Below are 21,536 nucleotides of genomic sequence, written 5' to 3'. Positions count from 1 at the left end.
GTCGCGGAGCGGGCGCGGAGTCACGGAGCGGGCGCGGAGTCGCGGAGCGGGCGCGGACCGACCCGGATCGTTTCCGATCCGGGTCGGTGAGTGATCCGACGCGCAGCACACGGCTGCACCGACGCGTTACGAAGCGCGGCCGATCTCGCCGTTCTCGTCCTCGAGGTGGGCCCGCACCATCCAGTGCAGTTGTTCCAGCGCCCGGCAATGGCCGATCAGCATGTCGTGCGTCATGGGGTCGCGATCCGCACTCGCACCGACGGCCGCCCGGTGCGACTCGATCACGCCGACGTAGACCGCATCGAGCGCGGTCATGTGCGCGCTCGCATCGGCCCTGCCGACCGGATAGTCGCTCCAATTCCGTTGGGAGACGATGACCCCTGGCGTCCCTCGAGGAACACCCCCCAGCGTCGCGATCCGCTCGGCCGTCTCGTCCACCATCCGACGCACCGTGCCGACGTGGTCGTCCACCATGCGGTGTGCCGCGATGAAGTGCGGTCCGACGACGTTCCAGTGCACGTGTTTGAGGGTGAGCGCCAGATCGGCGAGTGCGATCAGGCGGTCCTGCAGGACGCCCACCAGCTCCTCGGCGTCCCCCGCCACGAGGCCCGGGATGCTGAACTCCACAGTGGCGGGAACGTTCTCGTCGACAGTGGTCATCGGTGACTCCTTTCCGTCGTGNCGCCGGCGGTGCCCGGCGGCGGGCTCGGGATTTCGCTGACCGCCTCAGCGGTACGGCGGGTACGGTGAGCCGCGCAGGACCGCGGCGAGGTGGGCGGCGTTCCGCGCCGCGTCGGCCGTGGTCGTCGCGACCGCGTCCGGGGTGCGCTCGAGGTCCTTGTAGTCCCGGCCGCCCATCGCCTCGTCGTTCCAGTACGTCGCCCCCTGTGCGGGGACCGTGAATCCGATGTCGCCCAGGGCGCCGAGGACGTCCGCGATGATCTTGTGAGCACCGTCCTCGTTACCGACGACAGCGCACAGCGCCACCTTGCCGAGCATCGCCGGACGCCCCTCGTCGTCCGTCTGTGACAGTTCCGCATCGAGACGCTCGAGAACCCGCTGCGCGACGCTCGACATGTGCCCGAGCCATGTCGGCGTGGCAAGGAGCACGATGTCCGCTGCACGGACCTTCGCGAGCACATCGGGCCACTCGTCGCCGTCGCCCATGTCGCGCTGCACTCCGGGCCTGATGTCGTGATCCACTGCGCGGACGACGGCGCCGGAGACACCGTGTCCGGCGAGTTCGTCGAGGACCTGTCGCGCGAGGACGTCGCTACTCGACGCCGACGGTGAGGGCTTGAGCGTGCAGGTGATCGCGAGTGCTGATGTCATGATGCCGGAGTAACCGCGGTCCGGAGAGTTCAAACATCGCACCGGGCCCCGACGCCGACCACCACCTGCCCGGAGACCGGGTCGAGCTCCGTCCGCAATGCTCTCCGTGGCCTTCGGCGGGTACTCCTAGATTCCCCGCTCGTCCTCCACCATCGCCGTCAGGATCCGACGCGCGCGCACGGCGGCCCGGTCCGCCTTGACGTTGACGTAGCGCCGTGGAACCGGGTCCTCGTCGAGGCACCGCTGCATGGTCTCGAGGACGGCGACGTCCCGGTCGGCCATCGCGTGGAAGACCTCGATCAACCGCTCGCCGACGTCGGGCGAGACCGAAGCCCCTCGCCACGAGATCTGCAGGAAGACATGGGTGGCTCCGGAGGACCGGGGCGTGAAACCGTGCGTGCGCACGAGTTCCAGTTCCGGACCGGTCTCGCCGACGATGGTGTAGGTCTGCTTGTGCAGGCCCGGGGTCACGAACGTGCCCGTCTCCGTCCGGCCGAACGACGCGGACCCGGTGGCATCGTCCAGCCCGGTGACCGCGGCTTCCCACGGGGCCAGCGGCGCCGCGGGCAGTTCTCGCTGGTAGGAGACCGAGACCTCGGAGACCTCGACGTCCTCCAGCGGCGGCAGCGCCTCGATGCCGGGCGGCACCATCTCGGGGTGCATCGCGAAGACGTTGGAGAGATCGAGGTAGTGCTCGTGCAGCAGCGGCAGGCCGGCGGCCACCTCGCGCCGTTCCCCGACGCTCGCCCAGCCGTCACCGTGCAGCCACGGTGTCGCCGGCGGCGGCCGCAACCGTTCGCCGCCGGGCGTCCCCGCCCAGATCCAGACGAAGGGTCCGCGCTCGACGACGGGGAAGGCGCGCACCCGCGCGGACGAGGGCGGGTTGTCCTGAGACGGCACGCTCACCCAGCGTCCGGTCGCGTCGTACGTGCAGCCGTGGACGCCGCACACGATGAAGTCGTCCTCTCGGCGTCCCGCCGACAGCGGGTAGGGCCGATGCGCGCAGCGGTCCTCCAGCGCGGCGATCGTGCCGTCGGAGAGGCGGAAGAGCACGACCGGTGTATCGAGGATGCGCCGCGCCGTGAATCCGTATCCGACCTCGGCAGCGGTGGCGACGACGTACCAGCAGTCCCTCGGATAGGTGACGGGGGGATGGTTCCGAACGGTCTCGTTCATACGTCCAGCACCAGCTTCTTCGACAGGGAGCGGGAAACGCAGAGCATGATCGTGTCGCCACGTTCCTTCTCCGCCTTGGACAGGATCGAGTCGCGGTGCTCGGGCGTGCCCTCGAGCACGTCGGCCTCGCAGGTGCCGCAGATTCCCTCCATGCAGGATCCGAGGACGTCGACGCCGGCCTTCTCGACCGCGTCGAAGATCGTGGTGCCCTCCGGAACGGTCACGCTCACTCCCGAGCGCGAACACACGACCTCGAACGAGTCGAGCGCGTCCTCGGCCGCCGCGACCTCCTTGGCCGCGAAGCGCTCCACGTGCACGCTGCCGTCGGGCCACGACGCGCACGCCTCCTCCACGGCGTCGAGGAAGCCTCCGGGGCCGCAGCAGTAGACCACCGTGTCCGGCGTGGGTGTTCCGAGCGTCGCCGCCAGGTCGATCCGGCCGTTCTCGCTGCTCGGCCAGATCGTGACCCTCTCGGTGTCCTCGAATCGGTCCAGGAACGCCATCGACTCGCGTGAGCGGCCGCAGTAGAGCAGGCTCCACGTCGCCCCGCGCGCCTGGGCTGCTTCGATCATCGGGAGGATCGGAGTGATCCCGATGCCGCCCGCGACGAACCGGTAGTTCGCGGAGGCGACCAAGGGGAAGTGATTGCGCGGACCGCGCACGCGGACGGTCGCACCCTCCGTCAGCTTCTCGTGGACGTACGCCGAGCCGCCTCGGCCGTCCGGGTCGCGCAGGACGCCGATCTTCCACGACGACTCGTCCGACGCGCTGCCGCACAGCGAGTACTGCCGCGTCAGCGACGGCTCCAGGAGGAGGTCGATGTGGGCCCCGGCGGTCCACGCAGGAAGCGGTGCCCCTGCCGGATCGCTGAGGGTGAGCTCGACGACGCCGTCCGCCACGTCGCGCCGGCCCGCTACCCGAACGTCGACCTCCGTCTCGGTGGTGGTGGTCACCTCGCGGGAGCGACGAAGCGGTTGCCGAGCGGGAGCCCGCACCGCGGCGGGCTGCAGGGGCCGTTGGTCGCGGGGGCGGGGCTCCTGCCCGATAGGCGTCAACGTGACCATCATCTTCGTGTAGCCCCGGACGAAGTTCGACTGGAGGTACTCCGGCTCCTCCACCACTTCGATGTCCTCGAACCGCGCGAGCAACTCCTCCCAGAGGATCCGCAGCTGCAGTTCCGCCACGCGACTGCCCATGCAGCGGTGCACGCCGATGCCGAACGAGAGGTGGTGGCGGGCGTTGTGCCGGTCGATGATGAAGTCGTCCGGATTCTCGAAGGTGCGCTCGTCCCGGTTCGCTGAGGCGTACCACATGACGACCTTGTCGCCCTTGCGGATGAACTGACCGCCCAGAACGGTGTCCTTCTTGGCGATGCGCCGCATGTAGGCCAGAGGCGTCTGCCAGCGGATGTTCTCGTGGACGAACTTCGGGATCAGGCTGTGATCGGCCTTGAGGCGATCGAACTGGTCCGGGAACAGGTTCAGTGCGTACACGCCGCCCGACATCGAGTTGCGGGTGGTGTCGTTCCCGCCCACGACGAGCAGGATCAGATTGCCGAGGAACTCCATCGGCCTGTTGATCAGGTCCTTGGTGTCCTCGGACATCTGCATCAGGGTGATCAGGTCGTACCCGGGCTTCTCGCCCGCCTTGAGGCGCGCCGCCTTGTCGTGCCACAGAGCGCTGAAGCTCTTCGCCATATCGGCGACGCCCTTGTACATCTCGTCCATGTCGACATCGCCGCCGGTGGCCGCGGCGCTGGCACCGGCCAACTCGGTCCAGTGCACGAGCTTGCGCCGATCCTCGTAGGGGAAGTCGAGCAGGGTGGCGAGCATCCGGGAGGTCAGCTCGATGCTGACCCTGTCCACCCAGTCGAACGGTTCGCCCACCGGCAGGTCGTCGAGGACCTCCTGGACGCGCGACCGGATCAGTCCCTGCATCTCCTCGAGGTTCTTGGGTGCGACGACGCCCTGGACCGCTCCGCGCTGCACGTCGTGCCGTGGTGGGTCCATCGCGATGAACATCTCGATGTCGAGGCCTTCCGGCGGTACGCCGATGACGATCTGCGGCTCCGCCGAGTAGGTCTCGAAGTCACGGTCCACCGTGACGATGTCGTCGTACCGCGTGACCGACCAGTACGGCCCGAATTCGCTCGACGCCCGGAAGTGAACCGGCGCCTCGTTGCGCAGGCGCTCGAAGTAGGGGCGCCACTGACCTTGCCGCCACATGAACGGGTTGCTCATGTCGATCTCGGTCAGCGCCACCGCGTCGACGTCGGGGATCGTCTCCTCGACGAACTTCGGCTGCCCGTCACCCAGCGCCAGCTTCTTGGCCTTCTGGAAGAGGTGCAGGCCCTGGACCTGCAGCTCCATCGGGATGGTCGCCTGGGCCTTGTTCACGACCCGGTCGAGGAAGCTCATGGTCCCACCGCCTTGCGGACGAGGAAATGTGGACATGCCCAACCTAGGCCGTCCAGCGCCTCGCGCGGCCGTGTTTCCTGTTTTCGATCGGCCACCGGACCGAGAACCGGCCGGAGCCGTCACCCGCATCGCCCGCAACTCCACAGTTGGTGCGGTCGAGAACGTTTCGACGTCAGGCTGACTCGAAGGTCTGGCATCCCCGGAAACAGGCGATCCCACCACGTTCCTCGAATGCGAGGATGCCCCGCTCTCTCCTCAGGGAGCAGAACGGGGCATCTTATTAGCGACGCTTACAACATGCAGCTGACGCAGCCCTCGACCTCAGTGCCCTCGAGCGCCATCTGGCGCAGGCGGATGTAGTAGAGCGTCTTGATGCCCTTGCGCCACGCGTAGATCTGCGCGCGGTTCACGTCGCGGGTGGTAGCGGTGTCCTTGAAGAACAGCGTCAGCGACAGGCCCTGGTCCACGTGCTGCGTGGCCGCGGCGTAGGTGTCGATGATCTTCTCGTAGCCGATCTCGTACGCGTCCTGGTAGTACTCCAGATTGTCGTTGTCCATGTAGGGCGCCGGGTAGTAGACGCGGCCGATCTTGCCCTCCTTGCGGATCTCGACCTTCGCCGCGACGGGGTGGATCGAGCTCGTGGAGTGGTTGATGTAGCTGATCGAGCCGGTGGGCGGCACCGCCTGCAGGTTCTGGTTGTACAGCCCGTGCTTCTGCACGTCGGCCTTGAGCGCGCGCCAGTCGTCCTGCGTGGGGATGTGGATCTCGGCGTCGGCGAAGAGCCCGGCGACCTTGTCGGTGGCGGGCTTCCACTCCTGCTCGGTGTACTTGTCGAAGAACTCGCCCGAGGCGTACTTGCTGTTCTCGAAGCCGCCGAAGGACTGGCCGCGCTCGCGAGCGATGTTGTTCGACGCGCGGATCGCGTGGAACAGCACCGTGTAGAAGTAGATGTTCGTGAAGTCGACGCCCTCGTCCGAGCCGTAGAAGACCCGCTCACGCGCGAGGTAGCCGTGCAGGTTCATCTGCCCGAGGCCGATCGCGTGGGAGAGGTTGTTGCCCTTCTCGATCGACGGCACGGAGCTGATGTCGGTCTGATCCGAGACGGCGGTCAGTCCGCGGATCGCGGTCTCGATGGTGGCGCCGAAATCGGGGCTGTCCATGGTCTTCGCGATGTTCAGCGAGCCCAGGTTGCAGGAGATGTCCTTGCCGATTTCGGCGTAGGACAGGTCGTCGTTGTAGGTCGACGGGGTGGAGACCTGCAGGATCTCGCTGCACAGGTTGGAGTGCGTGATCTTGCCGGCGATCGGGTTCGCCCGGTTCACGGTGTCCTCGTACATGATGTACGGGTAACCCGACTCGAACTGCAGCTCGGCGAGGGTCTGGAAGAACTCGCGCGCATTGATCTTGGTCTTGCGGATCCGCGCGTCGTCGACCATCTCGTGGTACTTCTCCGAGACGTTGACGTCCGCGAAGGGCACGCCGTACACGCGCTCGACGTCGTAGGGCGAGAACAGGTACATGTCGTCGTTGTTCTTGGCCAGCTCGAACGTGATGTCGGGAATGACCACGCCCAGCGAGAGGGTCTTGATGCGGATCTTCTCGTCCGCGTTCTCGCGCTTGGTGTCGAGGAAGCGATAGATGTCCGGGTGGTGCGCGTGCAGGTACACCGCGCCCGCGCCCTGCCGCGCGCCCAGCTGGTTGGCGTAGCTGAACGAGTCCTCGAGCAGCTTCATGATCGGGATGACGCCCGAGCTCTGGTTCTCGATCTTCTTGATCGGCGCGCCGTGCTCGCGGATGTTGCTGAGCAGCAGCGCGACACCGCCGCCGCGCTTGGACAGCTGCAGCGCCGAGTTGATCGAGCGGCCGATCGATTCCATGTTGTCCTCGATGCGGAGCAGGAAGCAGGAGACCGGCTCCCCGCGCTGCTTCTTGCCCGAGTTGAGGAAGGTGGGGGTGGCGGGCTGGAACCGGCCGGCGATGATCTCGTCCACCAGGTTCACGGCGAGCTTCTCGTCACCGTCGGCCAGGGTCAGCGCGACCATGCAGACGCGGTCCTCGAAGCGCTCGAGGTAGCGCTTGCCGTCGAAGGTCTTCAGCGTGTAGCTGGTGTAGTACTTGAACGCGCCGAGGAAGGTGGGGAACCGGAACTTCTTGGCGTAGGCCGCGTCGAAGAGCCCCTTGACGAACTCGCGGCTGTACTTGTCCAGCACCTCGGGCTCGTAGTAGTTCTCCTCGACGAGGTAGTCCAGCTTCTCGTCGAGGTTGTGGAAGAAGACCGTGTTCTGGTTGACGTGCTGCAGGAAGTACTGCCGCGCCGCCTCCCGGTCCTTCTCGAACTGGATGCGCCCGTCCTTGTCGTACAGGTTCAGCATCGCATTGAGCGCGTGGAAGTCCAGCTCACCGTGGCCGGGCCCCGTGTGGACACCCGACTGGCTCGCGGAGGGGACGAGGTCTTCCTGAGTTGCGGTCACGCGCTTTCCTTGCTGTTGATACGGGAGAAGAAATCGACGAGCCCGCTGCGGACGCTCTGCACGTCCTCGGTGGTGCCCATCAGCTCGAAGCGGTACAGGTACGGGACCCGGCATTTGCGGGAGATGATGTTCCCCGCGTAGCAGAACTCTTCGCCGAAGTTGGTGTTCCCCGCTGCTATCACTGCACGGATGAGGGAACGGTTGTGTTGGTCGTTGAGGAAGCGGATCACCTGCTTGGGGACGTATCCCCCGCCCGACACCGCGGTGGCCTGCTTCCCCCCGCCGTAGGTGGGAGTGATCAGGACGAAGGGCTCGTCGACGGTGAGCGGCTCGGCGGCCCGCGTCACCGGGATGCGCAGAGCGCGCATCCCCAGCTTCTCGACGAATCGGTGCGTGTTCTCCGACACCGACGAGAAGTAGACGACGAGCGGCGAGGTCATCGCTACGCCGTGGCGGCGACGGCGGCGAGCGCCTTGACCCGGTCCGGGCGGAAGCCCGACCAGTGCGCATCGCCGGCGACGACGACGGGGGCCTGCAGGTAGCCGAGCGCCATGACATAGTCCCGGGCCTCGGGGTCCTCGGTGATGTCCACCACGCGGTACTCGAGGCCGGCCTTGTCGAGCGCCTTGTACGTGGCGTTGCACTGCACGCAGGCGGGCTTGGTGTAGACGGTGATCTCGACCTGGCTCATTGGATGGCACCCCTTCGCTGGACGGTCCCGAAGACTGCTCGGAACCCCATTATCGACCTACGGACTGACAAGTTTTCTCGCCACGTTTACCTGCGTGAACTCGGTCGGCCCGCGGACCCCTCAGCGACGTCCTCTTGCCTCCCGGACGGCCTTTCGGCCCGTCCGCTCTCGCAGTGGACTGAACACTACACCTAGTGGTGGCCACTAGGAAGCGACACAACCACTTGCGAACAACATTCGTGAAATTACCAGCTCGCAAGACCGTCTTTCGGGCGTTTTTCATCGTGAATCCCCAGGACACGCCATGGATCGACGACACGCCGATCCGACACGCCCGGCACCGTCGGAACCCGCCCCCGGTGGGCCTATCGGACGGGCGCGACGAGACGCTCGAGGAGGTTCTCCGCACGCTGCGCGACGGCGTCGTGCTCACGTACCGACTTGCCGTCGAGGCCGGAGATCGGGAACTCCTCGACGAGCCCCTCGGGGACCTCGCCGCCGGCGATGGTGACCGCGCGCTCGGCGTCGGCCAGGGTGGTGTCGAGACGGTGCCCGACGCCCGCGAGGGCGACCCGCTTGCCCGACAGCGCGCTCGCGCCGTAGGGGCGCGAACCCCAGTCGATGACGTTCTTGAGCACGGCGCTGACGGTGCCGTTGTTCGGCGGGGCGAGCAGCAGGAGCGCGTCCGCGGCGGCGATCCGGTCGCGGAGCGCCGCGGCGGTGGCCGGCGCGGTCTCGCCGTCGATGTCCTCGTTGTAGAAGGGCACGTCCGCGATGCCCTCGGCAATCTCGACGCGCACCCCCGCGGGCGCGTTCGCGACGGCGACCTCGGCCAGTTCCCGGTTGAGCGAGCTGCTGCGCAGCGATCCGACGACGGCGAGCACGGTGATGTCCGACATGATCCTCAGTTCTCCTGGTGTTCTCCGCGCGGCCCACCCCGGACCGCTTCCGCACAAACTAACGGACTTCGGTCCGTATTTCTTCCCCGGGATCATGGTGAGTCGAAAACCCGCACGGTAGGCTCCATCCGATGACCGGACCACTCCTGCCCCTCGCGCAGCCGCAGACCGAGCCGCGCCGTGACGCGGCCCGCAACCGCGAGCTCCTCATCGACGCGGCGCAGCGGCTGTTCGCCGAACACGGCGTCGACGCGGTGAGCATGGACGCGGTGGCGCAGGCCGCCGGTGTGGGCAAGGGCACCGTCTTCCGGCGCTTCGGCTCGCGCGCGGGGCTGCTGCAGGCCCTCCTCGATCACGACGAGACCGAGCTGCAGCAGCGGTTCATGTTCGGCCCGCCCCCGCTGGGCCCGGGCGGGGACCCGGTGCACCGCCTCACCGAGTACGGCACGGCGCGCATGCAGCTCATCGCCCGCCACGGGGACCTGCTGCGCGGCGCCGAGCAGGCCGCCCGCGACCCGTACGACGAGCCGCCGTGGCGCGTCTCCGCGATGACGGTGCGATCCATGCTCGTCGACGCGGGCCGCACGGCGAACACCGAGGTGTGGGCCGCAGCCCTGATGGCGACGCTCAGCCCCGCGTGGGTGCTCCACCAACTGGCCTCGGGCGTCTCGCAGGACGAGCTCGAGGCCGTGTGGGCGGAGCACGTGCGGCTACTGACCGCGCTCTGAGATCTTCGCCAGGTACGCGAACCGGTCGTTGGCCACGCGCATGGCGATCTCGTAGGGCAGCGCGAACTTCCGCTTCCAGAAGTAGCCGAAGCGCGTGTCGAACGAGGTGTACACGATGAACTTGTTGTGCAGTACCCCGTCGATGATCGCCTGCGCCGCCTTCTCGGCGGTGACCTTCGGGAACGCGTCGATCCCCTTGTTCACCTTCGGATTCGACCGGTCGACCCCGTTGATCTCGACCGTCTTCACCAGTCCCGTCTCCACCGCGCCCGGCACGACGACCGACACCCCGATGCCGTAGCGCCGCAGGTCGTATCGAAGCACTTCGGAGACGCCGACGAGGCCGAACTTCGCGGCCGAGTACGCCGCGTGCCAGGGCAGCGCGATGAGGCCGGCGGTGGACGAGACGTTGACCAGCTGGCCGCCGCGGCCCGCGGCGATCATCGGCGGGAGGAAGGTCTCGATCACGTGGATCGGCCCCATCAGGTTCACGTCCACGGTCCTGCGCCACTGCTCGTGGGTGAGGTTCTCGACGGTGCCCCACACGGCGATGCCCGCGACGTTCATCACCACGTCGAGCGGGCCCACGGCGGCGTGCACCTCGTCGGCGAAGGCCCGCACCGCGTCGTAGTCGGAGACGTCGAAGGCCCTGGACGCGATGACGTTCGCGCCCAGGGCCGTGACGTGGCGGGTGACTGCATCGAGCTGCTCGGCGTTGATGTCGGTCAACACCAGCTCGGCGTCGTGCGCCGCGAGGAGATTCGCGGTAGCGCGGCCGATCCCGCTGGCGGCGCCGGTGACGAGGACCTTCTTCCCCTTCAGGTCCTTGATCGGCGGGGCCATGTGGACGAGCCGGACGATATCGCGGAGTGCCATATCAGCCAGCTTGCCAGATCGGGCCGCGCTACCGCTTCCCGCCGGGGCGTGACGTCCCCGGCGGAAGTCGGTGCGGTGTGATCCCTACTTCGGCAGGATCGCGCCGGCGCTCAGGATCGCCTTGAGGATCTCCTGGGCGGCGGCGGGGCCCTGCGCGGACTGCAGGGAGTTGAACGCCTGCGGGCTGGAGATCAGCGTGTTGACGAGCTGCGTCCCCTGCGAGCTGGTGAGGAACTCGGCGGCCTTGGGCCCCATCTCGAAGAGCGAGTTCACACCCAGCGGCTGCGCCTGGCCCGGGATCGAGACCGTCGGCAGTTGCGGCAGCGCCACCTGCCCCAGACCCGGGATGGTCACCGAGGTGCCCTGCGGAGCGGTGGCCGCGGGCGCGGTGGCCTGCGGCGCCGCCGTACCGGCCGGAGTCGCTCCGCCCTGCAGCATCGGCACGCCCGAGACGATCGGGGAGGTCCCCGTGCCGGTGGTCGGGGTGACGGGAGCCGCCGCGGCGGGAGCGCCCGGCACGGCCGGGACGATCGGGGTCTGTGCCGGTGCCGTCGGAGCGGTCGCCGCCGGTGCAGTTGCCGCCGGGGCGGTCGCGGTCGGCGCGGTGGCGGCCGNGGCCGTCGCCGCCGGCGCNNCCGGGGCGGCGGGGGTCACCGGCACCGCGGGATCGACCTGCGGCGCGACCGGCTGGGCCACGACGGGCTGCTCGACGACACCGCCGGGCTTCACCTTGCCGGTCAGCTGCTGGATCACGCCGTTGGTGAGCACGGAGGCGTACTGGGTCTGCCCCTCACGGGAGGTGAGCAGCGCCGCGTCGTCCGCGTTGGCCAGGTTGCCGAGGTTCGCGTAGACGAGCGGGATGTTCACCAGCGAGGCGAAGGCGTTGGTGGTCTTCGCGATGCCGTCCTGGCCGCCCAGGTACTGCGCCGGTACGAAGCCGCCGGCGCGAGTGGCGTCGCGGATCACGGTGGTGGCCGGGTCGCTGACCGCCTGCTGCGCCGTCACCGTCGAGTCGGCGACGCCGGGGGCCGGCTTCTCGAGCAGGAAGCCGCGCTGCGCGGCGTCCTGGACGGCGCTGTTGATGCTCAGCGCGAGGTCGGCGCCGGACTTGTTGGCGGCGGTGGCGCGCTGATCGACGCAGCCGCCGAAGCCGGCATCGTCGGCACGGGACAGGATGACCTTGGCGCCCTGGGTCTTGAGCGCCGCCTCGACCATCTTGGCCACGGCGAAGTTGATGGAGTGGTCGGCGGTGCCGTTGGAGGCGATGGCCACCGGATTGACGCACGGCACCTGACCGCCGCGGCCATCGGCCACCTTGCGGGCCTGGTCGACGGCCGACGCGACGGAGGAGCCGGCGTCGAGGAACACGGTCTTGCCGGACAGCGGCTGGGCCGGTGCGGCGGGGGCGGGGTCGGCGGACGCGAGGCCGGGCGCACCGAACAGCGCGACGGCCGCGGTCGCAAGCGAGCCTGCGAGGACACGGGTCTTCTTCATGGGCAGCTGGGCGCCGGGGAAGTGGCGCCGCTCTCCTTCCAATTCTCTTGTGCAACTTTCGTCACATCAGTCACACGAGAAACAGTCAACCATCAATTGAGACTTTAGGAAAATCGGGGTCGGTGATCGTTACCGGATCGTTACCGGAACGGAGGCCGGTCAGTTCTCGACGATCGCCGAATCCGACTGCGCCGCTGCGGAGTACCGCAGCAGGGAGAGCACCGCCTGCGGGTCCTCGGGAGCCTGCGGGTCCGCGAGGCACGCCTGCACCCGCGCGTGGACGGCCTCGTCGTCGACCTCGACGCCGAGGAAGACGAGCACCGATTCCGCCCCGTCCCGGCGGCGCCGCTCGGGCGCCGTCCGGACGTGCCTGCCCACCGCGTGCACCTCGAGCCGGGTGCCGTCCGCGACGGTCACGAAGCCCTTCGCGCGGAAGACGCCGCGCGGCGGATCCGCGAGCAGCGCGGCCGTCGCCCGGGCGTCGAGGCGCCCGGTCTCGACGGTGACGGCGGCGTAGTCGTCGTGCAGATGCCGGTGCGGCTCATCGTGCGCATGGTCGTGGGCGTGCTCGCGCAGCGCCTCATCGAGGGTCAACTGGCGCGGCGAGTCCCGCCGCTGCGCGGCACGGCGCGCCAGCACTTCCGGGTCGATGAGCAGTTCCACGGGCACCACCGCGTCGACGGTCCCCACTACCGGGGCGGACGGTGCGTGCTCGCGCACCAGCGCTCGCGCGGCCTCCGCGTCGACGGCGAGGTCGATCTTGTTGAGCACGACCAGGTCCGCGAGGGCCAGGTGGTGCCGCAGCGAGGGATGCCGCTCCATCGTGCCGGCGAGGTGCGCGGCGTCGGCGACGTAGACGAGCCCGCCGTAGTCGATCCGTGGATCCTGCGCGAGCACCACGCGCCGCACCATCGCCGCGGGCTCCGCGAGCCCGGAGGCCTCGACCACGATCAGGTCGAGGCCGCGAGCGGCGAGCGACCCGAGGACGTCCTCGAGCTCCTCGTCGTCGACGGTGCAGCACACGCACCCGTTGCTCAGCGAGACGCTGCGGACGGAGCCCCCGCCCGACGCGCTCGAGACCAGCATCGCGTCGATGTTGACCGCGCCGAAGTCGTTCACCACGACCCCGATCCGGGCGGCGCCGGCCCCGGACAGCAGATGGTTGAGCAGCGTCGACTTGCCCGCCCCCAGGTAGCCCGCCACCACCACGACGGGTACGGCCCGAGCGCTCACGGTGCCGCGGCCGGGGCGCAGTCCACGCAGAGCACCGCCAGCTCCCGGTCCTGCGGCGGCGCCAGGTTCGCGACGTTCGAGGTCGGTGCGCCGCACCCCGTGCACCGACCGATCCGCTTCGCCGCGTCGGAGAAATCGACGCGCATGCGCCGGTCGAAGACGTACATCGAGCCCTCCCAGAGCCCGCGGTCGCCGAACCGCTCGCCGTACCGGGCGATGCCGCCCTCCAGCTGGTAGACCTCGCCGAAGCCGCGCTTGCGCATCACGGCGCTCAGCACCTCGCACCGCACGCCGCCGGTGCAGTAGGTGATCACCGGCCGGTCCTTGAGGTGGTCGTACTCCCCCGCGTCGAGCAGGGTCACGAAGTCGCGCGTGGTCCTCGCCGGGGTCACCACGGCGCCGGCGAACCGCCCGATCTCGGCCTCGATCGCGTTGCGACCGTCGAAGAAGACGGCGTCGGGTTTCTCGGCGAGCAGCGCGTGCACCGCGTCGGGCGTCAGGTGCACGCCCCCGCCCCGGACGCCGTCTCCGTCGACCTCGATCTCGTCGGGGACGCCGAAGGTGACGATCTCGTCGCGCACCTTCACCGAGAGCTTCGGGAAGTCCTCGGCGGAGCCGTCGGACCACTTCACGTCGGCGCCCTTGAAGGCGGGGTACTCCCGCACCGCGCGGACGTACCGCTTCACCGCACGGATCTCACCGCCGACGGTGACGTTGATCCCGTGGCGGGAGACGATGATCCGGCCGCGGAGACCGTTCGCCTCACACAGCGCCCGCTGCCACAGCCGGATCGCCTCCGGATCGGCCAGCGGGGCGAACACGTAGAACAGCACGACCTTGCCCATGACGCCACCATTCTATCGGTGCGGCCTTGCGCTCAGCCTGCGCGCAAGGGTTCCGACGGTGCCTGCGCTCCCCTTCAATGGCCCCCATGCCTTTTCGACTCCCCCGCCGCGCCGTGACGCTCGCCACCGCGGTCGTCGCGGCGCTCGGCGTCGCCGCGTGCGCGCCGTCGTCGGGGCCCGCGTACGACCCGTCCGCACCGATCCCCGATCAGGTTCCCGCGGGCACCGTCATCACCGTCGCCGACCAGCAGTCCCTGATCAAGACCCTGCTCACGGCGTCCGGCGAGGCGGACAAGCTCGGGTTCCGGGTGAAGTTCGCGGATTTCGCGGGCGGCCCCGCCATCCTCGAGTCCTTCCGCGCCGACGCGGCGCAGGTCGCGATCGTCGCCGACGTGCCGCCGATCCACGCGCAGATCGCCCGCTTCCCCAGCCCGATCATCAAGGCCTGGCAGCTCGACCGCGGCGGCGTGTCGACCGTCGCGCGCCCCGGCGTCCCACTGCGCACCGCCGCCGACCTGCGCGGCCGCAAGATCGGCTACGCCGAGGGGACCGCCCACCAGGCCATGGTGCTGCGCCTGCTCCGCAGCGCGGGCCTGTCCAAGCACGACGTCCAACTGGTCCCGCTGCAGCTCACCGAAGTCGGTGAGGCCCTGGGCGCGGGCCAGATCGACGTCGCGCCGCTCATGGAGCCGATCAGCACCAAGTACCGCCTGACGCACCCCGACGCGCAGGTCCTGCCCGACGGGCTCTCGCAGGCGGCGCAATCCGGCCTGATGTTCCTGTACTCGCCGCAGGCCGCGCTGGCCGACCCCGCCCGCGCCGCGGCCCTCAAGCGACTCTCCGCCGCGGTCGACCGAGCCCGCGCCTGGGTGGACGCCGACAAGAACCGCTGGATCACCACCTACTACGCGGGCGCCCTGAAGATCCCCGCCGCCGTGGGCCGGATCGCCTACGACGGGCAGGGCAGTTGGCACTCCATCCCGCTCGACCGAGCCCTGGTCGCGCGCCAGCAGGACACCATCGACACCCTCGCCGCCTTCGGCGAGATCCCCGGCGGCCGCATCTCCGCCGACGGTTCCGTCGACTTCCGGTTCGACACCCATCCCGCAACGTAAGGCCCTCCCCGTGACCTCTCCCCCCACCGGCCGCCTCGGCAGCGGCCTCGCCTACGACTCCGCCCCCGAGCAGCGGCCGGGCGCACTCGATCCCGACCACGAGCTGCTGCCCCGCACGGCCACGCGCCGCGCCCTGGTCGATTCCCGGCCGATCGGCGCCTGGATCCTCGCGGGCCCCGCGCTGGTCGTCGCCCTGTGGGCCGCGGGGTCCGCGACCGGGATCATCCCCGACACCGTCCTGTCCGCACCGTGGACCGTGGCGACCACCGCGTGGAACCTCGCGCTCGACGGCTCGCTGTGGTCCAACATCTGGGCCTCCGCGCAGCGCGCGATCGTCGGCGGCGTGCTGGGGGTGAGCCTGGCCGTCGTGCTCGCCCTGCTGTCCGGGCTCACCCGGCCCGGCGAGGCCCTCATCGACGGCACCGTCACGATCTACCGCGCGATCCCCGCCCTCGCGCTGCTCCCGCTGTTCATCGTCTGGTTCGGCATCGGCGAGGAGAATAAGATCGTGCTCATCACCCTCGCGGTCGCGACGCCGGTGTACCTCAACACCCACGCGGGCCTGCGCGGCATCGACCGCAAGTACGTGGAGCTGGCCGAGACCGTGGGCCTGAGCCGCGCGAAGTTCGTGCGGTACATCGCGATCCCCGGTGCCCTGCCCGGTTTCTTCACCGGCCTGCGACTCGGGGCGACGGTGGCGTGGCTCGCCCTGGTCGTCGTCGAGCAGGTCGGGGCGTCCGACGGCATCGGCTACCTCATGTACAAGGCGCGGCTGTACGGCCTGACGGACGTCATCGTCGTGGGCCTCGCCGTCTACGCGCTCCTCGGCTTCAGCACCGACCTCCTCGTCCGCTTCTCCGCACGAAAGGCCCTGTCATGGCAGAGCACCCTGGCCCACTGAACACGCCGACCGCGGCCCCGGAGGTCGACGGGCCGGTGATCGAGGCCCGGAACCTCGTGCGCGGCTTCGACGGCCGCGCGGTCCTGCGCGGCGTCGACCTGATCATCCGCCGCGGCGAGTTCGTCGCGCTGCTCGGCCGGTCCGGATCCGGCAAATCGACGCTGCTGCGCGCCATCGCCGGCCTCGACGACGGCGTCCCCGGATCCGGTGTGCTCGAGGTCGATCCGCGGCGCGCGGTGGTCTTCCAGGATTCCCGGCTGCTGCCGTGGTCGCGCGTGCTGGACAACGTGATCCTCGGCCTGGGCGGTGCGGACGCCGAGGAGGTCGGCCGCGCGCTGCTGCGCGAGGTCGAGCTGGACGGGCGCGAGAGGGCCTGGCCTCGCGAACTCTCCGGCGGGCAGCAGCAGCGCGTCGCGCTGGCGCGCAGCCTGGTCCGCGAGCCCGCCGTCCTCCTGGCCGACGAGCCCTTCGGCGCGCTCGACGCCCTGACCAAGCTCAAGATGCACGAGCTGCTCCGGCGCCTCGTCGCGCGGCACAGCCCCGGGGTCCTCCTGATCACGCACGACGTCGACGAGGCCATCGCGCTCGCCGACCGCATCCTGGTGCTGGACCACGGCATCCTTTCCGTGGACGTCACCCTCGCCGACGGTGCCGGCCGCCGCCCCGGCGAGCCGGGGTTCGCGGAGCTGCGCGGCTCGCTGCTCGACGCCCTCGGCGTGGAGCAGGATTCGGCGGTGGCCGCCACCGCATGACGATCCCCGATCACGCCCGCGGGTACGACGGCTTCACCGGGCGGATCGGCCGCTCCGAGGCCGACTCGGAACCGGCCTGGCCGACCGGCGTGCGGGCCAGGCCCGGCGCGCCGAACATCATCGTCGTCCTCGTCGACGACATGGGCTTCTCCGACATCGGGCCCTACGGCTCGGAGATCCCCACCCCGCACCTGGACGCCCTCGCCGCCCGCGGCGTCGTCTCCACGAACCACCACACCACGCCCGTCTGTTCGCCGGCCCGCGCCGCGCTGCTCACCGGGCTCAATCCGCACCGCGCGGGGTACGGCTCGGTCGCCAACTCCGACCCGGGCTTCCCGAACCTGCGGCTGAGCCTCGCCGACGACGTGCTCACCCTGCCGGAGATCCTCCGCGAATCCGGGTACGCCACCCACGCGGTCGGAAAATGGCACCTGGCGAAGGACTCCCGGCTCGGGCCGGACGCCGACCGCTCGTCGTGGCCGCTGCAGCGCGGCTTCGACCACTACTACGGCTCCCTGGAGGGTCTGAACTCCTTCTTCCACCCGAACCAGCTGGTGCGGGACAACACCGTCGACCCGGTGACGGAGTACCCGGAGGGCTTCTACGTCACCGACGCACTCACCGATACCGCGGTCTCGTGGATCAAGGACCTGCGGGCACACGACGCGGACAAGCCCTTCTTCCTGTACTTCGCGCACATCGCGATGCACGGCCCGCTGCAGGTCCGCGGCGAGGATCTGCCGCGCGGCGACCTCGACTACGGCCGCGGCTGGGACGCGGTGCGCGAGCGGCGGTTCGCCCGGCAGCAGGAGCTCGGGCTGTTCGGCCCCGACGTCCGGCCGGCGCGCCGCAACAGTGAGCCCGGCTACGACGTGCCGCCGTGGGACGAGCTGGATCCCGACCGGCGGCGGCGCTTCGCGCGGTACATGCAGGTGTACGCGGCGATGGTGCGCACCGTCGACGACAGCCTGGGCCGGCTGTTGGACACCGTCGAGCAGCTGGGCGAGCTGGAGAACACGATCGTCGTCTTCACCTCCGACAACGGCGGCACCGCCGAGGGCGGCCCGGAGGGCACCCGCAGCTACTTCGCCGAGTTCGTGAAGTTCGCCGACGGCATCGGCCCCGACGGCTGGGAGGGCGACGTCGACCACCCGGAGGAGCTCATCGGCACCGCGCGACTCGGCGTGCACTACCCGCGCGGATGGGGGCAGGTGTCCAACACGCCCTTCCGGTTCTACAAGGGGCAGACGTTCGCGGGCGGCGTCCGCGTGCCGTTCGTCCTGTCCTGGCCAGCGGGCCTGCCGGATGCGCGCGGCGTGCGCGAGCAGTTCTCCTTCGTCACCGACGTGGCGCCCACCCTGCTGGACCTGGCGGGCGTGCCGACGCCCGCGACGCGGCACGGCCTCCCCGCGCAGGAGCGCGACGGCCTCTCCCAGCGCGCCGCGTGGTCCGACGCCGCGGCGCCGTCGGCCCGCACGCGCCAGTACTCCGAGTTCCGCGGGCACCGCGGCTACTACCGCGACGGCTGGAAACTGTTGAGCCTGCACGGCCGGGGCGACGATCCGCTCGCCCCGCGCTGGCAGCTCTTCGACAACCGGGCCGACCCCGCGGAGACCACCGACCTCGCCGCGCAGCACCCCGACCTGGTCGCGGAGCTGGCCGCCGAGTGGGAGCACGAGGCCTGGCGCAACACGGTCTTCCCGATCGTGATCGACGGCTCCGCCCGCAACCCGGCGGAGCGACGCCTCGCCGACCCCGTGCGGCTGCTGCCCGGCACACCCGTGCTCGAGCGGTACCGCTCGGCGAAGCTCGTGCAGTACCGGGACTTCCGCGTCGACATCGACGTCGAGATCGCTGCCGGTGCCGAAGGTGTTCTCGTCGCACACGGCGACGCCCTGGGCGGCTACCTCGTCTACGTCGAGGACGGCGCGGCGGTGCTCGGCTACAACGCCTACGGCCGGTACGCGGAGGCGCGCTCGGGCCCCGTCGCACCGGGACGGCGGACCGTCACCCTCACCGCGACGGTGCGCCCGAACCTGCGGTGGGACCTCGCGCTCGCGGTCGACGGCGCCGAGGCCGCCCTGCTCCCGGACCGCGTCCAGCTCATCGGCATGGCGCCGTGGACCGGCATCTCCGTCGGCCTCGACGCCCGTGGTCCCGTCGCCTGGGAGCTGCGCGAGCGCCGCGGCACCTTCCCGTACTCCGGTGCGCTGCACGCGGTCACGTACACGCCGGGCGCCGTCGGCGTCCCGTCGAACGACATCGACCGCCTGCAGCAGGAGGCCGAGGAGGAGGCGGACTGAGCGGATTGCGCCCGCGCTGAACGCAACCCTGGCCCCGTCGCCCCGGATCGGGTGAGCTGGATGCACTACGACGCTCGCAACGGACCCCGGAGGCAGCCATGACCGCAACGCTCGATCCCACCACCGTCTCGCCCGAGATCACCGTGACCAAGCTCAGCGAACACATCGGCGCGATCGTGCACGGGGTCCGGCTCGGCGGCGACATCGACGACGCCACCGCGGAGCGGATCCTCGATCTGCTCGCCGAGCACGAGGTGATCTTCTTCCGCGAGCAGCACCACCTCGACGACGCCGGCCAGCACGCCTTCGCCGCGCGCCTGGGCGTGCCGACCACTCCGCACCCGACGGTCCGCTCGGACTCGGACCTGCTGCCGATCGAGGGCGCGGCGAACAGCTGGCACACCGACGTCTCCTTCGTCGATCGCGTGCCCAAGGCGTCGATCCTGCGGCCCGTCGAGCTGCCGCCGCACGGCGGGAACACGACGTGGGCGTCGACCACCCGCGCTTACGACCGGCTGCCGGCGCCGCTCAAGGCGCTCGCGGAGAACCTGCGCGCGATCCATACCAACGATTACGACTACGCCGGCCACAACGCCACCTACCAGCGCGCCGAGTACCACCGCGAGTTCATCCGGAACATCTTCGAGGCCGATCACCCCGTGGTGCGCGTGCACCCGGAGACCGGCCGGCGGTCGCTGCTGCTGGGCCACTTCGTGAAGTCCTTCGCGGGCCTGAGCACGCAGGACTCGGCGCCGATCCTCGCGCTGCTGCAGCGGCGGATCGAGAACCCCGACAACACCGTCCGCTGGGCGTGGCAGCCGGGTGACGTGGCGATCTGGGACAACCGCTCGACGCAGCACTTCGGCATCAACGACTACGGCGACCACAAGCGCCTCCTGCGCCGGGTGACGCTCGCCGGCGATCTGCCCGTGGGTGTCGACGGCCGGGAGGGCGTGGCGCTCAAGGGCGACGCCTCCGACTACTCCCCCGTAACGCCGGCCCGCGCGCGCGGCTGATCTCGCGGCTGATCGAGCCAGGCGCGCACCTGCTCGTACACGACGTCGGACTGCAGCAGGGTGAAGTGGTGGGCCCGGCCCACGTGCAGTCCGGCGTCGTCGGTGAAGCCGATCCGGCGCGCCTTCCCCGTGCCCGCGGCGCTCCCGGGAAGCACCAGGCCGTCGCCGAGGAGGCGTCCCAGCGGGTGCCGCGCGTCGCGGGTGAACGTCGCGGCGACGAAGTAGTGCTCCGCGTCCCCCAGGAGCGGGACCTCGGCCGCGGCGGCGGCACCGAGCGCGTCGGCCTCGCGTCCGCGCCAGTCCTCGTCGACGATCGACCCGCCGCGCAGGTCGCGGATCCCCGCGCTGCGGCGCCGCAGCAGCCGCCCGAAGGGCGCGGTCTCCGGCACCGCGGCCAGTGCCGCGCTGCCGTAGTGCGCGGCCTGTTCCAGCGGGGCGCCCAGGTGCGGCGTCCCCAGGCTGACGGTGGCCGACACCGCGGCCGGCCAGGCCATTCCCCGCTGCTGCGCCTGGTGCGCCGCGCTGCGCGCGACGAGGCCGCCCATCGAATGGCCGAGCAGCACGAGGTCCGTGACGGGCACCGGCCACGCGTCCACGAGTCGCTCGAGCAGGCCCGCGAGGTCGCGGCCCGTATCGCTGATGTGTCGCCCGCTGTTGTAGCGCACGTAGACCGGCGTGGCACCGAGATCGACCGCGAGCCGTACGCCGTAGTCGTCGGCCTCCAGTCCGCCCACGCCCCAGGCGTGTTCGGTCTCGGTGAGCCCGTGCAGGAGCACCACGACGCGCCCCGTCGCACCGTCGAAGACCTCCGTCGGGTCCAACCGGCCCGGCGGGACCGGCCCGTCGCCCAGGTGCACGACGGCGCCGTCGATCCGGACGGTCACCGGGTCCGCGGCGAGCGGTGAGCCCTGCTCCTCGAGATGGTCGCCGATGAGGCCGAGCACGGCGCCGATCAGCGCCGCCCCGCGCGCGGTCTCCGACGGTGGCCGCTCCCCCGGCCAGTCCGCGCCGACGGCGGCGACCCGCCCGACGGTCCGGGCCACCGTGCTGATGGTCGCGTAGACCCCGTCGGTGATGCCGTCGTGCAGCGCCCGCACGGGCGCGACCGCCGGCCCGACGCCGAATCGCACGTACCGGAACACCCGGTCGGAGATGGCCCGGTGCACGCCGTGGATACCGTCCACGGAGCCCGCGACCTCGGTGCATCCGAGCTCAGCGAGCGCGCGCACCTCTGCGCGCCGACGGTCCTGGACAGCGTTCACAACATTTGAGTGTACGTCTGTGCAC

Annotated in this window: 19 protein-coding genes; 6 read left to right on the top strand and 13 right to left on the bottom strand. The window is 70.3% G+C overall.

The genetic code is table 11. From position 1 onward, the window contains the following. Window positions 1-126: 126 nt before the first annotated feature. From ACNAYW_RS08945 to ACNAYW_RS08910, 8 genes are all read right to left on the bottom strand, one after another. Entirely contained in the window at window positions 127-660 is a 534-nt protein-coding gene (locus ACNAYW_RS08945; protein ID WP_415849350.1) for a Dps family protein, read from the bottom strand. Window positions 661-726: 66 nt separating this feature from the next. Then, window positions 727-1,332 (bottom strand): flavodoxin family protein, encoded by a 606-nt coding sequence (locus tag ACNAYW_RS08940; protein ID WP_415849349.1) that lies wholly within the window; start codon window positions 1,330-1,332, stop codon window positions 727-729. A gap of 126 nt (window positions 1,333-1,458) precedes the next feature. Next, the gene (locus tag ACNAYW_RS08935; RefSeq protein WP_415849348.1) at window positions 1,459-2,508 is read right to left on the bottom strand and encodes an aromatic ring-hydroxylating dioxygenase subunit alpha; all 1,050 of its coding nucleotides are present in this window, start codon (window positions 2,506-2,508) and stop codon (window positions 1,459-1,461) included. Continuing rightward, a complete protein-coding gene (locus tag ACNAYW_RS08930; protein WP_415849347.1) occupies window positions 2,505-4,925 on the bottom strand; it encodes a cytochrome P450/oxidoreductase in 2,421 nt (806 codons plus the stop codon). The genes ACNAYW_RS08935 and ACNAYW_RS08930 overlap by 4 nt, the downstream gene beginning before the upstream one ends. 290 nt (window positions 4,926-5,215) lie before the next feature. Beyond that, window positions 5,216-7,396, bottom strand: a complete 2,181-nt coding sequence (gene nrdE, locus ACNAYW_RS08925; protein WP_415849346.1) for a class 1b ribonucleoside-diphosphate reductase subunit alpha — start codon at window positions 7,394-7,396, stop codon at window positions 5,216-5,218. Further along, complete coding sequence (nrdI, locus tag ACNAYW_RS08920) at window positions 7,393-7,836, bottom strand: class Ib ribonucleoside-diphosphate reductase assembly flavoprotein NrdI (protein ID WP_415849345.1); 444 nt, start codon at window positions 7,834-7,836, stop codon at window positions 7,393-7,395. Before nrdI ends, nrdE begins: the two co-directional genes overlap by 4 nt. A gap of 2 nt (window positions 7,837-7,838) precedes the next feature. Then, window positions 7,839-8,087: a glutaredoxin-like protein NrdH gene (gene nrdH, locus ACNAYW_RS08915; protein ID WP_068521849.1), complete on the bottom strand. Its 249-nt coding sequence runs from the start codon at window positions 8,085-8,087 to the stop codon at window positions 7,839-7,841. A gap of 365 nt (window positions 8,088-8,452) precedes the next feature. Beyond that, window positions 8,453-8,986 carry an NADPH-dependent FMN reductase gene (locus ACNAYW_RS08910; protein WP_415849344.1) on the bottom strand — a complete coding sequence of 178 codons (534 nt, stop codon included), beginning with the start codon at window positions 8,984-8,986 and terminating at the stop codon, window positions 8,453-8,455. A gap of 131 nt (window positions 8,987-9,117) precedes the next feature. Here ACNAYW_RS08910 and ACNAYW_RS08905 point away from each other — a divergent pair, with 131 nt between their 5' ends. Beyond that, window positions 9,118-9,714 (top strand): TetR/AcrR family transcriptional regulator, encoded by a 597-nt coding sequence (locus ACNAYW_RS08905; RefSeq protein ID WP_415849343.1) that lies wholly within the window; start codon window positions 9,118-9,120, stop codon window positions 9,712-9,714. Here the strand turns inward: ACNAYW_RS08905 and ACNAYW_RS08900 are convergent. The 4 genes from ACNAYW_RS08900 to trhO form a co-directional block, all read right to left on the bottom strand. Next, window positions 9,697-10,590: an SDR family oxidoreductase gene (locus tag ACNAYW_RS08900; RefSeq protein ID WP_415849342.1), complete on the bottom strand. Its 894-nt coding sequence runs from the start codon at window positions 10,588-10,590 to the stop codon at window positions 9,697-9,699. The genes ACNAYW_RS08905 and ACNAYW_RS08900 overlap by 18 nt on opposite strands. A gap of 635 nt (window positions 10,591-11,225) precedes the next feature. Continuing rightward, a partial coding sequence (locus tag ACNAYW_RS08895) for an N-acetylmuramoyl-L-alanine amidase family protein (RefSeq protein WP_415849341.1) occupies window positions 11,226-12,084 on the bottom strand: 859 nt, incomplete at its 3' end. 159 nt (window positions 12,085-12,243) lie between these two features. Continuing rightward, entirely contained in the window at window positions 12,244-13,317 is a 1,074-nt protein-coding gene (locus tag ACNAYW_RS08890; RefSeq protein WP_415849340.1) for a CobW family GTP-binding protein, read from the bottom strand. Beyond that, entirely contained in the window at window positions 13,314-14,162 is an 849-nt protein-coding gene (trhO, locus tag ACNAYW_RS08885; RefSeq protein ID WP_415849339.1) for an oxygen-dependent tRNA uridine(34) hydroxylase TrhO, read from the bottom strand. The genes ACNAYW_RS08890 and trhO overlap by 4 nt, the downstream gene beginning before the upstream one ends. A gap of 86 nt (window positions 14,163-14,248) precedes the next feature. On the opposite strand from trhO, the gene ACNAYW_RS08880 reads away from it, so the two are divergent. From ACNAYW_RS08880 to ACNAYW_RS08860, 5 genes are all read left to right on the top strand, one after another. After that, entirely contained in the window at window positions 14,249-15,277 is a 1,029-nt protein-coding gene (locus ACNAYW_RS08880; protein ID WP_415849338.1) for an ABC transporter substrate-binding protein, read from the top strand. 10 nt (window positions 15,278-15,287) lie between these two features. After that, window positions 15,288-16,178, top strand: a complete 891-nt coding sequence (locus tag ACNAYW_RS08875) for an ABC transporter permease (protein ID WP_415849337.1) — start codon at window positions 15,288-15,290, stop codon at window positions 16,176-16,178. After that, window positions 16,154-16,930: an ABC transporter ATP-binding protein gene (locus ACNAYW_RS08870; protein ID WP_415849336.1), complete on the top strand. Its 777-nt coding sequence runs from the start codon at window positions 16,154-16,156 to the stop codon at window positions 16,928-16,930. The genes ACNAYW_RS08875 and ACNAYW_RS08870 overlap by 25 nt, the downstream gene beginning before the upstream one ends. Beyond that, window positions 16,927-19,233 (top strand): arylsulfatase, encoded by a 2,307-nt coding sequence (locus tag ACNAYW_RS08865; RefSeq protein ID WP_415849335.1) that lies wholly within the window; start codon window positions 16,927-16,929, stop codon window positions 19,231-19,233. Before ACNAYW_RS08870 ends, ACNAYW_RS08865 begins: the two co-directional genes overlap by 4 nt. A gap of 98 nt (window positions 19,234-19,331) precedes the next feature. After that, a complete protein-coding gene (locus tag ACNAYW_RS08860) occupies window positions 19,332-20,249 on the top strand; it encodes a TauD/TfdA dioxygenase family protein (protein ID WP_415849334.1) in 918 nt (305 codons plus the stop codon). On the opposite strand, the gene ACNAYW_RS08855 is transcribed toward ACNAYW_RS08860, so the two are convergent. Next, complete coding sequence (locus ACNAYW_RS08855) at window positions 20,213-21,511, bottom strand: esterase/lipase family protein (RefSeq protein WP_415849333.1); 1,299 nt, start codon at window positions 21,509-21,511, stop codon at window positions 20,213-20,215. The two genes, ACNAYW_RS08860 and ACNAYW_RS08855, sit on opposite strands and share 37 nt — an antisense overlap. Between the last annotated feature and the right edge of the window lie 25 nt (window positions 21,512-21,536).

Origin of the sequence: Tsukamurella ocularis, from assembly GCF_965138335.1 — a bacterium.
In the GTDB taxonomy this organism is placed as follows: Bacteria; Actinomycetota; Actinomycetes; order Mycobacteriales; family Mycobacteriaceae; genus Tsukamurella; species Tsukamurella ocularis_A.
This window is presented reverse-complemented; position numbering and strand designations above follow the sequence as displayed.

Bases quoted from the DNA above. Each gene is read 5' to 3' on its own strand.
- ACNAYW_RS08945 (WP_415849350.1), bottom strand. From the start codon at position 660: ATGACCACTGTCGACGAGAACGTTCCCGCCACTGTGGAGTTCAGCATC.
- ACNAYW_RS08940 (WP_415849349.1), bottom strand. From the start codon at position 1,332: ATGACATCAGCACTCGCGATCACCTGCACGCTCAAGCCCTCACCGTCG.
- ACNAYW_RS08935 (WP_415849348.1), bottom strand. From the start codon at position 2,508: ATGAACGAGACCGTTCGGAACCATCCCCCCGTCACCTATCCGAGGGAC.
- ACNAYW_RS08930 (WP_415849347.1), bottom strand. From the start codon at position 4,925: ATGAGCTTCCTCGACCGGGTCGTGAACAAGGCCCAGGCGACCATCCCG.
- nrdI (WP_415849345.1), bottom strand. From the start codon at position 7,836: ATGACCTCGCCGCTCGTCGTCTACTTCTCGTCGGTGTCGGAGAACACG.
- nrdH (WP_068521849.1), bottom strand. From the start codon at position 8,087: ATGAGCCAGGTCGAGATCACCGTCTACACCAAGCCCGCCTGCGTGCAG.
- ACNAYW_RS08910 (WP_415849344.1), bottom strand. From the start codon at position 8,986: ATGTCGGACATCACCGTGCTCGCCGTCGTCGGATCGCTGCGCAGCAGC.
- ACNAYW_RS08905 (WP_415849343.1), top strand. From the start codon at position 9,118: ATGACCGGACCACTCCTGCCCCTCGCGCAGCCGCAGACCGAGCCGCGC.
- ACNAYW_RS08900 (WP_415849342.1), bottom strand. From the start codon at position 10,590: ATGGCACTCCGCGATATCGTCCGGCTCGTCCACATGGCCCCGCCGATC.
- trhO (WP_415849339.1), bottom strand. From the start codon at position 14,162: ATGGGCAAGGTCGTGCTGTTCTACGTGTTCGCCCCGCTGGCCGATCCG.
- ACNAYW_RS08880 (WP_415849338.1), top strand. From the start codon at position 14,249: ATGCCTTTTCGACTCCCCCGCCGCGCCGTGACGCTCGCCACCGCGGTC.
- ACNAYW_RS08870 (WP_415849336.1), top strand. From the start codon at position 16,154: ATGGCAGAGCACCCTGGCCCACTGAACACGCCGACCGCGGCCCCGGAG.
- ACNAYW_RS08865 (WP_415849335.1), top strand. From the start codon at position 16,927: ATGACGATCCCCGATCACGCCCGCGGGTACGACGGCTTCACCGGGCGG.
- ACNAYW_RS08860 (WP_415849334.1), top strand. From the start codon at position 19,332: ATGACCGCAACGCTCGATCCCACCACCGTCTCGCCCGAGATCACCGTG.